This window comes from Bacillus haikouensis, from assembly GCF_013179555.1.
GTDB classification, from domain to species: Bacteria; Bacillota; Bacilli; order Bacillales; family Bacillaceae_B; genus Rossellomorea; species Rossellomorea haikouensis_A.
Genome location: NZ_JABMCR010000095.1, coordinates 1 through 14,436 on the forward strand (window position 1 = coordinate 1; position 14,436 = coordinate 14,436).

The following is a 14,436-nucleotide window of genomic DNA, read 5'->3' on the forward strand; positions in this document are numbered from 1 at the left end:
GATTCCAACTGGGGGAGTGGCCCCTCCAATTGTCAAAGTCAATACCATAAGTACACCGAAGTGGATTGGATCTATTCCGACTTGCATGACGATCGGAGTTAAGATTGGTGCGAAAACGATGATGGCTTCAGATGGCAGCATGAACAATCCGATAATGAACAAGAAAATGATGATCAGTGTGATAATGACATTTGGATTCGTCGAAAAGCTAAAAATGAAATCTCCGAGTGTATCGGATATTCTTGATTTCGTTACAACCCAGGCAAATACCGTTGCAGCTGCCAGGATAAATAGAATTTTGGCAGATTCATAACTGGTTTTCTTCAGGATTCCTCCAAATGAACGGATATTTACATTCTTGTAAAAGAAGAATGTAATGATGATTCCATAGAGCACTGCAATTGCAGCTGATTCAGTCGGCGTGAAAATTCCGCTTATTATCCCGAAAACAATGATCACTGGCAGCAGCAAGGCTGGAATGCCTGATGAAAATGTTTTTCTTGCTTCCCGAAATGTTGCGCGGGGATAGCTGGGATAATTTCTCTTTACCGATATAAAATACGTATAGGTCATTAAGGAAATGGCGGTTAAGACTCCCGGAATAATTCCGGCTATCAATAGAGGGCCGATTGGCTGTGAAGTGACGATTCCAAAGATGATTAACGTGATGCTTGGCGGTATAATCGGACCGACGATAGAGGAAGCGGCCGTAATGGCTGCAGCAAACTTTTTCTCATATCCTTCCTTTTCCATGGCTGGAATTAAAACGGAACCCAGTGCAACGGTATCTGCCGTGGCGGACCCTGAAATCCCTGAGAAAATTATACTTGCCACATTATTGACCTGGGCCAATCCCCCTTTAAAGTGACCTACCATTACTCTTGCCATGGCAATGATTCTGTTTGTGATCCCTCCTGAATTCATTAACTCTCCAACTAATAAGAAGAAGGGGACGGCCAACAATGTAAAAGAATCCACCCCTCGGACCAAGCTCTGAGCAACCATGCTGAGGTTGACCCCTTCTACCAATAAATAAACCAATGACGAGATTCCCAGGGCGAATGCGACAGGCAGCCCTATGATAATAAGTAAGATCATAAGAGCAATTACTACAAAAATCATTTCTTCACCTCCTCCACAATCGAGCTATTGCGGTAAATTCCTTTCTTGTAATCCTGAATATCATAGATGGACCGTATGAGAATAAAGATGAACATTAACGCCAACCCAACGGTAGCCGATACTCTCCAATAGGAAAATGGTATTTCAAGTGCTCCCGACTCCAAGTAATGGGACACTTTGACTAACTCTATGGATGAATAAGCTGTAATGGCTATAAATAGCAGAATGAGAACACGCATGAGAAGGGAAGTTATAAGCTTCACCTTAGGTGACATTTTTTCCTGAAATACTTCCACTGCCATATGTTTATCATCAAACGAAACAACTGCTGCACCGATGAAAACCATCCAGATCAGAATGAAACGTGCTAATTCATCACTCCATACGAGCGGTTGATCAAATACAAATCGTGCTATTACTTGAAGGATGGTGACAACAACAATGATGAATAGGGAAAAGCCAATCAAGTAGCGGAACGGCATTGCAAAATCTCTTTTCTTCTTCATTCTTTCACCCCCGTAAATGTTCAGTGGAAATGGACTGAATCCATTTGAATAAATTACAAGTCTAATTCTCCTCCATCCTTGCTATAAGTAATCTTGTATGGCCAATCATCAGATCGTACATAATATTTCACATACTCAACTGGTTTATAGTCTGAGTCATAGGAAACTCTTGTGATTTGTAAAAGGGGATAGCCTTCATCAACTTCAAGATAATAGCTGATTTGTTCGTCTGCTTGCACAGCGGCGATTTCTTCTGTTACATATGCAAAATCAACCCCCAGTACCTCGCTGGCAAATTGCCGCATATTCAGGATCTCACCAGCATTCTTAATCGTTTCAACCTCTACATTTAGATAATGATGAATTAATAAAAAAGTAGGGACGTTTTGATCGATTCTCAACCTGATGACTTTGACTGCCGGGCTATCCTTTTCTATTTCCAACTTTACTGTGACTTCATCTTCGGCAATGACTTTCGTTACATCAACGGTTTTAACCCTTAAATTATTCCATTTCTTACTGAAGTTAGAGCTGAATCCCCCCATAGGCATCCATGGTCCGGAAATATTATTATTCACAACGACAGAACCAATACCGGCCCTTCTTTCGATTAGCCCCTCAGTCTGAAGCTTACCCAGTGCCTGCCTAATCGGCGCACGACTCACTCCATAAATTTTTTGCATTTCACTTTCAGTAGGAAGCTTTTCTCCCAGCGCATAATAGTTCGACTTTATTTTGTTAAAGAGATCTTCAAATACCCGAAGATTTAATGTTTGTTTCAAATGGCTCACCTCAAGAATAGTTTTGATGATTATTACAATCTGTGTATTTGTTATAACAAAGTTGTTAATAAGTATAATAAACAACGATTTCTTAATAGTCAATATTTTTTGATAATTTAATAAAATTTTTGATTAGCTATGAAAATCAGATGTCTAAAGGCTGTATATTGCTGTTACTAGGGAACCCAATGGAACTGACCCTTTAGTTTGTTAGTGTATTTATTATTTTGACTATTCTAAAATATGAACTTCTCAGGTTTTATACTTAGTAACTTTAATAGTCATGAAGTTATAGAATTAGAGTTTTGTTGCAGTAGTGTTGAACTTGTTGAAAGGTACAGTTTTTGATGTGACTCTTTTTGGAGCGTCTCCAACCATCTTCTCACCATTTGAATAAACTTTTTTCTAATAAACTATCAAGAAAGAAAAAGGGATCGAACCGATGCTGAGTCATCAAGAGAATCGGGGGGTGTTCTGAAAACGAACAGGTTGTACATATGCTAATGAATTATATTGGTGAATAGAATTGGGAATTCAGAACAGTTTTTTTGTGTGTGAGTGTCAGCTTAGGAGGACTATTAGGGGGGCGGGGGAGACCTGGCCTTCGAAAAAAAGAGGGACAACGAACCTGTCCCCTTGTCCCTTATGGCGAAAATAAGTCCATATATACCCTCTATCCTTTAGGATCCGCTGACTCGAAAGATATTCTAAAATAAGAAACGGATTGTCATGGGGCAAGAGATTCGCAGTGGCAGACTCACCTGATGATGTAAACGAACCCGACTCAATTGCAGACGATACCCGGTCTTTATGCACATTGCTGTACGACTGATGAAAGAAGACTTGATATTCATCCGTTGAGCACTGATAGGCAATAAGGGAATCTTTATGAAATTACTTATGCTGGAAGCTGTATCGAAATTAAAGACCAATTTACGTCAATGTTCTATAAACCTTGAAAGGCAGGGGTTTTGGAGTGTTTTTTTGTATAGTAGACTAAATTTTCTGAATATAATATTGGTTTCCTGCCTTCTCTTCCGTATGATTAGTGATGATATGGATAAGCCATATTCAATCAGAAGGAGGCAGGGATGAATGAAGAAAGCGTTTATAAGTATCATTATTTTATTACTGATGCTGCCTGGGGTATGGAACGGTAAACCGGCTGAGGCAGAGACCGTCAGCAAGCTTGACTCCACCTATTTTGAGGAGCCGGGGCAGCTCATGACTCCATTGATGGATGCGATCAGTATCTTCAACGGGGCTGTCGGGACCGAGGATGGGAAGCCGGTGATGTATACGACTACTAAAGGGCTGCCGGCTCAGCTGAATGTCATCGATATCAAAGCGGAAAAGCTGCTCCGGGTCATTCCGCTCGAGGGAGCAGAGAATACCTGGGCGCATGAAGTGCTTCCCAATGGTGATCTGTACATCGCGACAATCGGAGGCGGGGCCAAGCTGTGGAAGTACTCGCCGGGTGCTGACAGCGCAGAGGTTGTAGCGAATTTTTCTGGGGAAACCTTCCCGTTTTCGATCACATCAGATCAAGGGAAGATTTATGTAGGAACCTATCCAAGCGGGAAAGTCTATCAGTACGACCCTTCTAATGGGAACGTTGATGATTACGGCAGGATGATAGGTGAGTCTTCACAGGAATATATACGATCTCTCGCTGTCATGGGAGATGATGTTTACTCCGGGACGGGCCACGGGAAAATCATCCACTACAATAAGTCTACAGGTGAAAAGGAAGACATCGCAGCCTCCATTGGAGAGCCGGGGCATATTTATGATTTGGATAAGGTGGATGACCGTTATCTGTTCGCACGGTACGAGCTTTCCAGCAATGCATATGTCTATGACACACAGGAAAAGAGATGGCTCGACGTTTTCATTCCGAAAGCACGCGGCCTTCATGTTCCTGAACAGTCAGAGAACGGGAAGGTTTACTTCATGAATACCGAGAACAAACTCCAGACCTTTGACCTGGAGACCTTAAAGGTGGACGATACTGGGATTACGTATAAGAGCGGATTCAGAGGAGTCGACTGGGTGGAGTTCGAAACTCCTGATCTTCCTGGAAAAAGCCTGGTCACCATCAATTTCAGCGGCTATGTCACCATCCTGAATCTGGAGAACAAGTCGACGGTCACGACACCGGTCCTCGCTGAAGGAACGCCGAATGTCATGAATAAGATTGAGACCGGACCTGATGGGAATCTCTATATTACTGGGGTCCAGACAGGGAAAGGTGCTATATACGACCCTCGAACCAAGTCGAAAACATCCTTTGACATGGGGCAGGGAGACAGTATCGGCACTTTCGGTGATAAGTTGCTCTTCGGTGTCTATCCTGAAGGCGATATCAGGGAATTCGACCCTGCTCTAGAACCGTCAGATTCGAATCCGAAGAAGCTGTTCACTGTCGGAGAGGAACAGAATCGGATCAGTTCGATTACAGAAGGCGGCGGCAAAGCCTATATCGGCAGCATTCCGTTCTACGGTGAGCTGGGAGGTGCACTGACGGTATATGATCCAAATGCATCAGAAGACGGGAAAGTAAAGGTTTTCCGGAATGTCGTGGAGGACCAGAGCGTGAACAGTCTTGTTTACAGGGATGGAAAAGTGTACGGATCCACGACGATTAATGGGGGGCTCGGAGTCGATCCGACGGCCGAAGAAGCCAGGATTTTCGTATGGGATACAGAAACGGAAGAAAAGATCAAAGAAGTGCCCCTCTCCGTTGAAGGTCTTGAAAAGCCGGAAGCCATTGGGGAATTGTCATTCGGTCCAGACGGGCTTCTATGGGGGGCGTCGATCAATACCATTTTTGCCATGGATCCTGAAACGCTTGAAATTGTGAAAAGCAGAAAGCTATATGATTCCCTTCCTCTGTCGGCGTGGAATAAGATTGAACTTGAGTGGTCGGAAGGGCTTCTGTACGCTGATTTCAGCGGGAATTTGACGGCCATCGATCCGGAGTCTTTAGAGAGCAAGCAAATTGCAAGGGTGTATGATTTCTCGGTTGGACCCGATGGGAATCTGTACTACTCTTCCAGGGAAAACCGAACAATGCTCCATAAGATGGAAGTGAAGAACGTGTCTGATAAAGAAGAAATGACCGTTACGAATCACCACTTTGAGAGACCGGCTGAAGACGGCGATATCCCGGGATGGACATCGATGTTCAAGACGGATGACCAGGCCCAATATGCCGTTTCAGGAGAAGAGCATACACATGGAAGAAAAAGCCTTAAGCTTGTGGACACGGCAAGGAATAAATCGGTCGCTTTAATGAGTGATCCTATCGACGTGTCAGAAGGCGAGGTTTTCGAATCATCAGCAAATCTCTTCATTAAAGAAGGTACAGGAAGTTTTATGGTGAGGTTTTACGATGCCGAAGGAAAGACGATTTCGGATACACCGGTCCATACGGATACCGGGTTGAATAAATGGCAAAACGTCTCTATTACAGCGGAAACGCCGGAGAGAGCAGAGACGATGAAGGTTTATTGTTATACCACCTCATATGCAATGGGCACAGTATATTATGACAAGGTAGAAGTGAAAAAGCTGGTTTTTGATTAACATGGGACAAGGGGACAGGGACCGTGTCCCGGTTACCTGCACGAAATGAGATTAAGAATATGGACAGGTGGGACAGCTTTCCTGTCCCCCTGTCCCCTTAGATAAAGATCTTCCCCGGGTTCAGCAATTCTTCCGGATCCAACAGTTCTTTAAAAGATTTCATCACTTCTAATGCCTCGCCATGCTCCATCCTTTGATACTTCATCTTTCCAAGGCCGACGCCATGCTCGCCTGTACATGTTCCACCCACTTCTATAGCTTTTAGGATGAGTTGTTCATTGATCGTCTCCGATGCCTGCTTCTCTTCAGGGTTATTCGGATCATACACGATGATAGTATGGAAGTTTCCGTCTCCTACATGGCCGAAGACACTGCCAGGCAGACCGCTTGCTTCAATTTTGCCGCGTGCAAAGTCCACCATGTCGGCAAGCTTTGACAAGGGGACGCATACGTCTGATCCCATTAGTTCCTTTCCTTTCAAGTGACGGAAGGCGTATGCGAGTTCATGTCTGGCTTTCCATATCTCGGCACGTTCGATGGATCCGCTTGCCCGCTCCCAGTTGCTACATCCCATATCCTGCATGAGTTCTTCCACAAACACGGCTTCTTCTTCAGCGGACGTTCGTGTCCCTGCAAATTCAAAGAACAGTGAATGCTGTTCTGGAAAGTGATAGTCTCCATACGCATTGACCTGTTTGATGCTGGGCGCATCGACTAGCTCCATCCGCAGGACGGGAATGCCGCTCATGAGCACTGCTTGAGCTGCTGCGGCACACTGTTTCGGCGTATCGAACGTACAGCGTGCTGCAATCGTATGTTCCGGGATGCCGTGTAGCTTCAAAGTGATTTCAGTGATGATGCCCAGCGTTCCTTCCGATCCGGTGAACAGCCCGTTTAAATGATAGCCGCTCGATGATTTTTTCGCGGCACTGCCGGTTCTGATGATCCTTCCGTCCGCCAGCACGACTTCAAGGTTGAGTATTTGATCGCGCATGGACCCGTATCGAACGGCGGTTGTTCCGCTTGCATTCGTGGCAGCCATTCCGCCGATCGTGGCATCCGCTCCCGGATCGATGGGAAAATACAGACCCAGCCGGTTGATTTCATGATTTAATTCAAGGCGTGTGATACCGGGCTGGACTGAAACGGATAGATCTTCGGGGTTAAAGGAGGTGATCTGTTTCATCCGGTCAAAGTTCATGGAGATCCCTCTTGATACGGGAATGGCCAGTCCGTCAAGTCCCGATCCCGCTCCATAAGGGGTGATGGGAATCTTATTTGTCCTTGAGAAGTCTACGATGTCTTTGACCATTTGTGTCGATTCAGGAAACACCACCGTCTCCGGTTCTACCGGATCGTGGAAGGATTCATCCCTGCTGTGGCGAAACAATTCTCCTTCACTTGTACTTACCCGCTCGATCCCTATCAACTCCTGCAGACTCTTTATCCATGCAGCTCTATTCATTCATGTTCTCCCCTTGTTATTAAAATATTCTAAATTTTATATTTACAAATATAGTAGCATAAATTATCATAGCTGTATACGGTATACCGCCTTAGGTCAATTTCAGAAAAAATCCACCATGACTTTCATCCCATCATAGCCGGTATTATAAAAACCTTCATTTACTAAGAACCACTTTCATTTATTTTATAATCTGCATGACCTTCGTTTAACAAACTTTATCAACCATCATGAATAATTATACATAATTTATTCGTCTTTGGTACGCTCTTTTGTCCAACAGGAATAGAGAAAAAGGAGGGAGCAATTTGCAGAGGGTGATCAAAAAAGAATCGCTTGCTGAACAGGCATTCAACCTGATCAAGAAAGACATCATATCAGGAAAACTGGCTCCGGAAGAGGAGCTGCCTGAAAAAAAGCTTGCACAGGAACTTGGTATCAGCCGCACACCGGTCCGGGAAGCTCTGAGAAGGCTTGCTGTGGAAGGGCTGGTCGTACTGTCTGATCAGAAGATAGCAAGAGTTGCCTCCTTCACAGTAGAAGATGCGTTGCATTTCATCGAAATCCGGACACTGCTGGAGGTCTACAATCTTGAAACGTCCTCCCTTTTAAAAAATGAATTATATGAGGAAATTCAAGAAAATCTGGATGCTCAACTGAAAGCGATTACAGAAGAACGGTATGAAGAATTCATTGATCAGGACCGGGAGTTCCACTTGTTATTGGCCAGGCATAATCCCAACCCCAGGCTGAGAACTCTGATCCATACCTTTAATACCGGAGTGAACCGGGCGTTCCTGGTTCTGTCGAATACGCTGCAGTTTAGTGCCATGGAGGCATATGGAGAGCACAAGCGCATTGTGGATGCGCTGGAAGCTGGAAAGATTGATGATGCCAAGATAGAGATGGCTGACCATATGGAAAATATCGCAAGCCGGATGAAAGGCTATTACTTGAAGGAGGAAGAGAAATGAAAAAATATTTGATTTTACTGTTAATGGCGGTCGTGATGATGGCTGCCTGCGGACGACCAAGCACTTCATCGGGGAGTGAAGGCGGAGACGAAACATACACGATCCGTATTGCTCACCTTGTACCTGAAGAGCAGTCCTCCCATATTGCTGCCGTGACGTTTAAAGAAAAGCTTGAAAAAGAATCGGATGGCCGTATCAAGGTTGAACTTTATCCAAACGGCCAGTTGTATGGTTCGGATCGCGAGGCAATCGAGGCGGTTCAATTGGGGAATATCGAAATGACGATTCCTGCTGTTGCCCCGCTTGCTTCTTTCAATGAAAAGTTCATGGTGTTCGACCTTCCATTCCTGTTCAACAACCACGAAGCAGCCTATAAAGCGCTGGATGGTGAACTTGGTCAGGAGCTCATGAAGGATCTCGAAAAAAATGACATTAAGGGCTTTGTCTTCGGGGAAAATGGTTTCCGTCATATGTCGAATAATAAAGGGCCGATTGAAAGCCCGGCTGACATAGAAGGGCAAAAGTTCAGAACACTTGAAAACCCGCTTCATACTGATACATTCAAAGCATTTGGCGCGAATGCTTCTCCATTTGCCTTCGGTGAACTGTATACAGCGCTTCAGCAAGGTACGTACGACGCAATGGAGTGTCCGGTATCGCTTTATTACACGAACAAATTCTACGAAGTGCAGGATTATTTATCAATGACCGGCCATGTATACGCAGCGACGGCTCTGTTGATGAACAATGATTATTATAATGATCTGCCTGAAGATTTACAGAAGCTTGTGACTGAAGCATCCGAGGAGTACAGGGAAGAACAGCGCGGACTGGCTCAGAAGCAGGACGTGGAGTTCCTGAACAAGTTGAAAGAAAGCGGTATGAAAGTGAATGAATTAACGGATGAGCAGCGCGGTAAATTCCGTGAGGCAGCATCATCCGTATACGACAAATACGTAGACCGCATTGGGCAGGATTTAGTGGACAAAGCGTTGGAAGCGAATAACTAACCATCTTTGCCATAAGTACAAGGAATCAAGGCTTCCCTTGATTCCTTGCTTTTTTAGAAAAATAAGAACGTATAAGTATAATTCGAGAATGGTCCAACCTCGAGCGCCGAGCCCCTCGCAACGTTTCGGTCTGCCAACTGAAGTCAACGAGCGACTCCACCGGCCGGCTCGAAAGTGATTGTCGGGGTGAACAAGGCGCTTCGCTTTTCTTAGAAAGGAGCTTCTTAGATGAAAAAGAAATTCGACGTATTGGAAGAGACGATTCTGGTATTGACGCTCGCACTTATGGTGGCTCTCATCTTTAGTCAGGTTGTGGGACGCTACGTGTTCTCCTCTGCACCGAGCTGGACTGAAGAGCTTGCCCGTTATATACATATATTCCAGGTTTGGGCAGGGGCCAGCTATGCAGTGAAAAAGGGGCAGCATATCCGGATTGAGAGTTTTATAGAGCTGTTTAAAGGTACAGCGAGGAAGGTGCTTGAAACAGCGGCCCTGATCATCTGGTTTCTGCTTGCTCTGTTTCTTGCCGTCTTTGGGACCCAACTCGTTCTCGCGAGCCTTCAAAATGGACAGGTCACCCCGGCCATGCAGATGCCGATGTGGCTTCCTTTCCTTGCCATACCGATAGGAGGAGGAGGAATGGCGATCCGGCTGCTGCAGCAGTTGTTGACCATCTGGCGCACGAATGATGATTCTCCTTCAGGGGAGGTGAGGGTATGACAGTCGCCCTGTTATTCGGAACCCTCGCCGTTTGTTTGCTGATCGGCGTCCCGATTGCCATCTCACTAGGGGTATCGGCCCTGGTGGCGATTTATTTCGGATCCACATTACCGCTTGATATCATTACTCAAAAAGCATTTACCTCCTTGGATTCATTCCCATTATTGGCGATTCCATTCTTTATGCTCGCCGGAATCCTGATGGGAAAGGGCGGTGTTTCTCAAAGACTATTGAACCTGGCAACTGCGATGGTTGGCTGGATGACAGGCGGACTTTCGATGGTCACGATCGTGGCTTGTATGTTTTTTGCGGCGATTTCGGGTTCCGGCCCTGCAACCGTGGCTGCGATCGGCGGTTTTATGATTCCTGCCATGATGGCCCGTAAGTATGAAGGCGGCTTTGCATCGGCAGTGGCAGCTTCTGCAGGTTCAATCGGGGTCATCATTCCCCCGAGTATTCCATTTGTGTTATACGGGGTTATCGGGAGCGTATCAGTAGGCAGCATGTTTCTGGCAGGTATTATCCCCGGGATTCTTATCGGTGGCGGACTGATGTTCACGGCCTATATCATTTCACGAAAGCGGGGCTACAAGCCTGAAGAGGCAATGCCTTTTCGTTTTAAGGATGTGTTGAAAGCAGCCAATGAAGCAAAGTGGGCGCTGCTGATTCCGGTCATCATTTTAGGCGGGATATACGGCGGTGTTTTCTCCCCGACTGAAGCAGCCGTAGTTGCTGTCGTCTATTCACTGATTGTCGGATTGTTCGTTTATAAAGAGCTGACGTGGCAATCTGTTTTTGAAAGTTTCCGTGAAGCGGTCGTGATCAATGCCACTACCATGATTATCATCGGACTCTCGGTTTCCTTTGCCTATTTTATGACATTGGAGCAGATCCCGAGCGATATCTCTGACTTTTTGACGGACTTATCCACCAATCCGTTTATTATTTTACTGGCGATCAATATCCTGTTATTGATTGTCGGGATGTTTATCGATACCATTTCGGCTCTGGTCGTATTAACGCCGATCCTGCTGCCGATTGTGACTGCCGTAGGAGTAGATCCCATTCATTTTGGTGTTATTCTGGTGGCCAATCTGGCAATCGGGTTCATCACCCCTCCACTTGGCGTCAATCTCTTTGTCGCATCGAGTGTGGGAGGCGTCAGGTTCGAGAAAATTGCGTGGGCGATTGTTCCATTCCTGATATCGATGTTTATCTGCCTTCTGGTTATTACATTCTTCCCGCCTTTGACCCTTTGGTTACCGGGATTAATGAAATAAAGGGAATGCGAGGTTATGGCACTATCAATAATTGCAGCAGCACAATCCGGGTATACGGCAATTCTCAAATCAGCCCGTTCTTTACACAGTGGCTGTTGTAACTGGAAGTTGCTTTTTCGAGTATGGTGAAGGATACATCCGTATCTCTGCCTGGAGAACAGATGATTAAAGCAACGATGAACCGTTTAGGGAGATGGCTGATTCAGCATTTTTCTTTTGGAAAAGGAGGTTTTATCATGAAACATTGGGGAACGCCTGATACATTGCGGGACCTGCTTTGTGAGCTGGTCAGCTGGCACAGCGTGATTCTGACAGAGGGAGAGATTGAATTCCCGCAGAAAGTGTATGAGAAGATGGAGAGTGTCCCTTATTTCCATGCGAATCCGACTCACCTTCACCTCGGTGATGCCGATTATGGACGGCGGTTTTTTACAGCTTTATACAAGCATGAGAAAGCTGAAAAGACGATTGTCCTGATCAGTCATTTTGACACGGTGAGTACGGAGGAGTACGGGGAGCTTGAAGCCCTTGCCTTTAACCCGGAACTGTTGACCAAAGAGCTGGAGAACTACATTGATGAACTGCACCCGGATGCACAGGAGGATTTGAAATCAGGAAACTACCTGTGGGGGAGAGGGACGATGGACATGAAGGCCGGACTCGCGATTCACATGGCAGTCATTGAAAAAGCAGCCGATGAGGGCTGGCCGGTCAACCTTGTTCTTGTGACTGTGCCGGATGAAGAAGTGAATTCCTCCGGGATGAGAGCGGCTGTCGTCCATTTGAATGAACTGAAGGAAGTGCATGGCTTCGATTATTCCTTATTCTTAAATGGAGAACCCGTGTTTTCTCAAAATCCGACTGATACATCGTATAATGTCTATTCAGGAACGATCGGAAAAATCATGCCCTCTGCTCTGTTCTATGGAAGGGAAACGCATGTCGGGGAGCCGCTTAGCGGGATAACCTCTCCATTCATCGCTACCTTCCTTACCAGGAAGATGGAATGGAATCCATTGTTTAAGGAGACCGACTTTGGTGAAGCGACCCCGCTTCCGGTGACTTTGCAGCAGGATGATCTGAGGGTGAATTATTCTGCCCAGACACCGTTTGGAACCGTAGCACTATACAATGTTTTCACCATGAAGAATACAGCTTCAGATGTCATGAATGTATTTGAACAGGTTGCCTTGTCTGCAGCTGCTGAGTGCAATCAGTGGTACAGGGAACTCTGTGAACGGGAGGGGATTCCTTCGGTAGGTGAAGTCGGGGTGATCCGGTATTCAGAATTGGAGGAATATGCCGGGAAGAAGCTTGGCAGGGACTATATCGAAGCACTGAAGCATGATATCGGCCGCCATGAAGGAGACGACAGGGAGAAGTCTTTCAAGATTGCCGATACGCTTATGATCAATTGCCAGGAGCTCGCACCTGCAATGGTCATCATGTTCACGCCGCCTTATTACCCGCCAGTGAATACGTCCGGGGATCCTCTGGTGGAAGCGTGCGTAGAAGCCGTGGTGAAGTCTGCAAAAGAGCACTTTAATCTTCCTGTGGAACAGGTCCATTACTTCAACGGCATCTCGGACTTGAGCTATGTCAATTACAAAGACGAAAACAAAGGCTGGGCCGTCTATGAAAAAAATACACCGGTCTGGAATACAACCTACACCATCCCGTTCGCTGAAATGCACAAACTGGAAGGGCCGGTCCTCAACGTAGGCCCATTCGGAAAAGACGCCCACAAACGAACCGAACGCCTTCACATCGAAAGCGCCTTTGTAAAAACACCTGTCTTTGTAGAACAAGTCATAAAAACGGTAATGAAAAGCGGGACGTAGGGACAGGAACGGTGTCCCGTTTTTGAAAAAGGCTGGGGGCTTAATTGCGATTGGCATATGGGCTGGCAGGTTTGCTATAGACTGAGGCCGGGGCCAACTAGTCTAATAAGGAAGAAGCACAGAAGCCAGGGCGGTTCCCCTGGCTATTTTCAATCATAATCAGCCCCGGGCTGCATGCGAGAAAATTTGTCATATTGTGAAAGAATGAGTAGTATAAGCTTATGAAAACGTAACCTGAACGGGAGGAACCATATGAACATCGGAGCAATTGAAGCAGGCGGCACAAAATTTGTGTGCGGAATTGGAAATGAAGAAGGTGTCATTACTGAACGGGTGTCAATTCCCACCACTACCCCGGATGAAACGATATCTAAAGTGGTTTCCTTTTTTAAGGATAAACAGATTGAAGCATTGGGAATAGGCTCATTTGGACCAGTTGACCTTGACAAGTCCAGCTCCACGTATGGCTATATCACGAGTACTCCAAAACCTCATTGGAATCATTTTGACTTCGTTGGCGGATTGAAAAAGCATTTTTCAGTGCCGATCGGATTCGATACGGATGTGAATGCGGCTGCGCTTGGGGAAAGTCTTTGGGGTGCGGCAAAAGGTCTGGACAGCTGTCTGTATATGACGGTCGGAACCGGTATCGGTGTCGGGGCTTTGGTTGAAGGCAAGCTGGTTCATGGTCTCGCTCATCCGGAAATGGGCCATATTATGGTGAGGCGGTACGAAGGTGACAACTATGCCGGCCGGTGTCCTTATCACATGGATTGTCTTGAAGGACTGGCCGCAGGTCCTGCCATTGAAGAACGATGGGGAAAGAAAGGAATGGAATTACAGAATTCCACTGAAGTCTGGGAAATGGAAGCTTATTATCTCGCTCAGGCGATTACGAATTACATCCTCATTTTATCCCCCAAAAAAGTGATTGTCGGCGGCGGGGTCATGAAGCAGGCTCAGCTATTTCCATTGGTGAGAGAGAAAGTGAGTAACCTTCTTGGCGGGTATGTTCAGAGCGAGCAGATCCTGGAGAAGATGGATGAGTATATCGTGCCGCCTGGATTGGGTGATAATGCAGGATTGGCGGGAGCGCTTGGATTGGTGAGGAAATGACGGAAAGTCTTTAATGATCTCTGCAAAACCTT

At 46.0% G+C, this 14,436-nt stretch carries 11 protein-coding genes; 7 read left to right on the top strand and 4 right to left on the bottom strand.

The window, feature by feature from the left end; translation table 11 throughout:
- From HP456_RS10925 to HP456_RS10935, 3 genes are all read right to left on the bottom strand, one after another.
- A partial coding sequence (locus tag HP456_RS10925) for a TRAP transporter large permease (RefSeq protein WP_172250913.1) occupies window positions 1-1,122 on the bottom strand: 1,122 nt, incomplete at its 3' end.
- Window positions 1,119-1,628 (bottom strand): TRAP transporter small permease, encoded by a 510-nt coding sequence (locus HP456_RS10930; protein ID WP_172250915.1) that lies wholly within the window; start codon window positions 1,626-1,628, stop codon window positions 1,119-1,121. The genes HP456_RS10930 and HP456_RS10925, both read right to left, overlap by 4 nt.
- 53 nt (window positions 1,629-1,681) lie before the next feature.
- Entirely contained in the window at window positions 1,682-2,410 is a 729-nt protein-coding gene (locus HP456_RS10935) for a GntR family transcriptional regulator (RefSeq protein WP_172250917.1), read from the bottom strand.
- Between the two features lie 1,095 nt (window positions 2,411-3,505).
- Between HP456_RS10935 and HP456_RS10940 the strand changes: the two genes are divergently transcribed.
- On the top strand, window positions 3,506-5,998 hold the full coding sequence (locus tag HP456_RS10940; RefSeq protein ID WP_172250919.1) for a hypothetical protein: 2,493 nt from the start codon (window positions 3,506-3,508) through the stop codon (window positions 5,996-5,998).
- Window positions 5,999-6,095: 97 nt separating this feature from the next.
- Here the strand turns inward: HP456_RS10940 and HP456_RS10945 are convergent, their stop codons facing one another.
- A complete protein-coding gene (locus HP456_RS10945; protein ID WP_172250921.1) occupies window positions 6,096-7,463 on the bottom strand; it encodes an FAD-binding oxidoreductase in 1,368 nt (455 codons plus the stop codon).
- 317 nt (window positions 7,464-7,780) lie between these two features.
- Between HP456_RS10945 and HP456_RS10950 the strand changes: the two genes are divergently transcribed.
- From HP456_RS10950 to HP456_RS10975, 6 genes are all read left to right on the top strand, one after another.
- Window positions 7,781-8,437 carry a GntR family transcriptional regulator gene (locus tag HP456_RS10950; protein WP_312857753.1) on the top strand — a complete coding sequence of 219 codons (657 nt, stop codon included), beginning with the start codon at window positions 7,781-7,783 and terminating at the stop codon, window positions 8,435-8,437.
- Window positions 8,434-9,447, top strand: coding sequence for a TRAP transporter substrate-binding protein (locus HP456_RS10955; RefSeq protein ID WP_172250925.1), 1,014 nt, complete (start codon window positions 8,434-8,436; stop codon window positions 9,445-9,447). Before HP456_RS10950 ends, HP456_RS10955 begins: the two co-directional genes overlap by 4 nt.
- Window positions 9,448-9,675: 228 nt before the next feature.
- A complete protein-coding gene (locus HP456_RS10960) occupies window positions 9,676-10,167 on the top strand; it encodes a TRAP transporter small permease (RefSeq protein ID WP_172250927.1) in 492 nt (163 codons plus the stop codon).
- Window positions 10,164-11,447: a TRAP transporter large permease gene (locus HP456_RS10965; RefSeq protein WP_172250929.1), complete on the top strand. Its 1,284-nt coding sequence runs from the start codon at window positions 10,164-10,166 to the stop codon at window positions 11,445-11,447. The genes HP456_RS10960 and HP456_RS10965 overlap by 4 nt, the downstream gene beginning before the upstream one ends.
- 236 nt (window positions 11,448-11,683) lie before the next feature.
- Complete coding sequence (locus tag HP456_RS10970) at window positions 11,684-13,288, top strand: M20/M25/M40 family metallo-hydrolase (RefSeq protein WP_172250931.1); 1,605 nt, start codon at window positions 11,684-11,686, stop codon at window positions 13,286-13,288.
- A 252-nt stretch (window positions 13,289-13,540) separates the two neighbouring features.
- Window positions 13,541-14,404: an ROK family protein gene (locus HP456_RS10975; RefSeq protein ID WP_172250933.1), complete on the top strand. Its 864-nt coding sequence runs from the start codon at window positions 13,541-13,543 to the stop codon at window positions 14,402-14,404.
- Window positions 14,405-14,436: the final 32 nt, after the last annotated feature.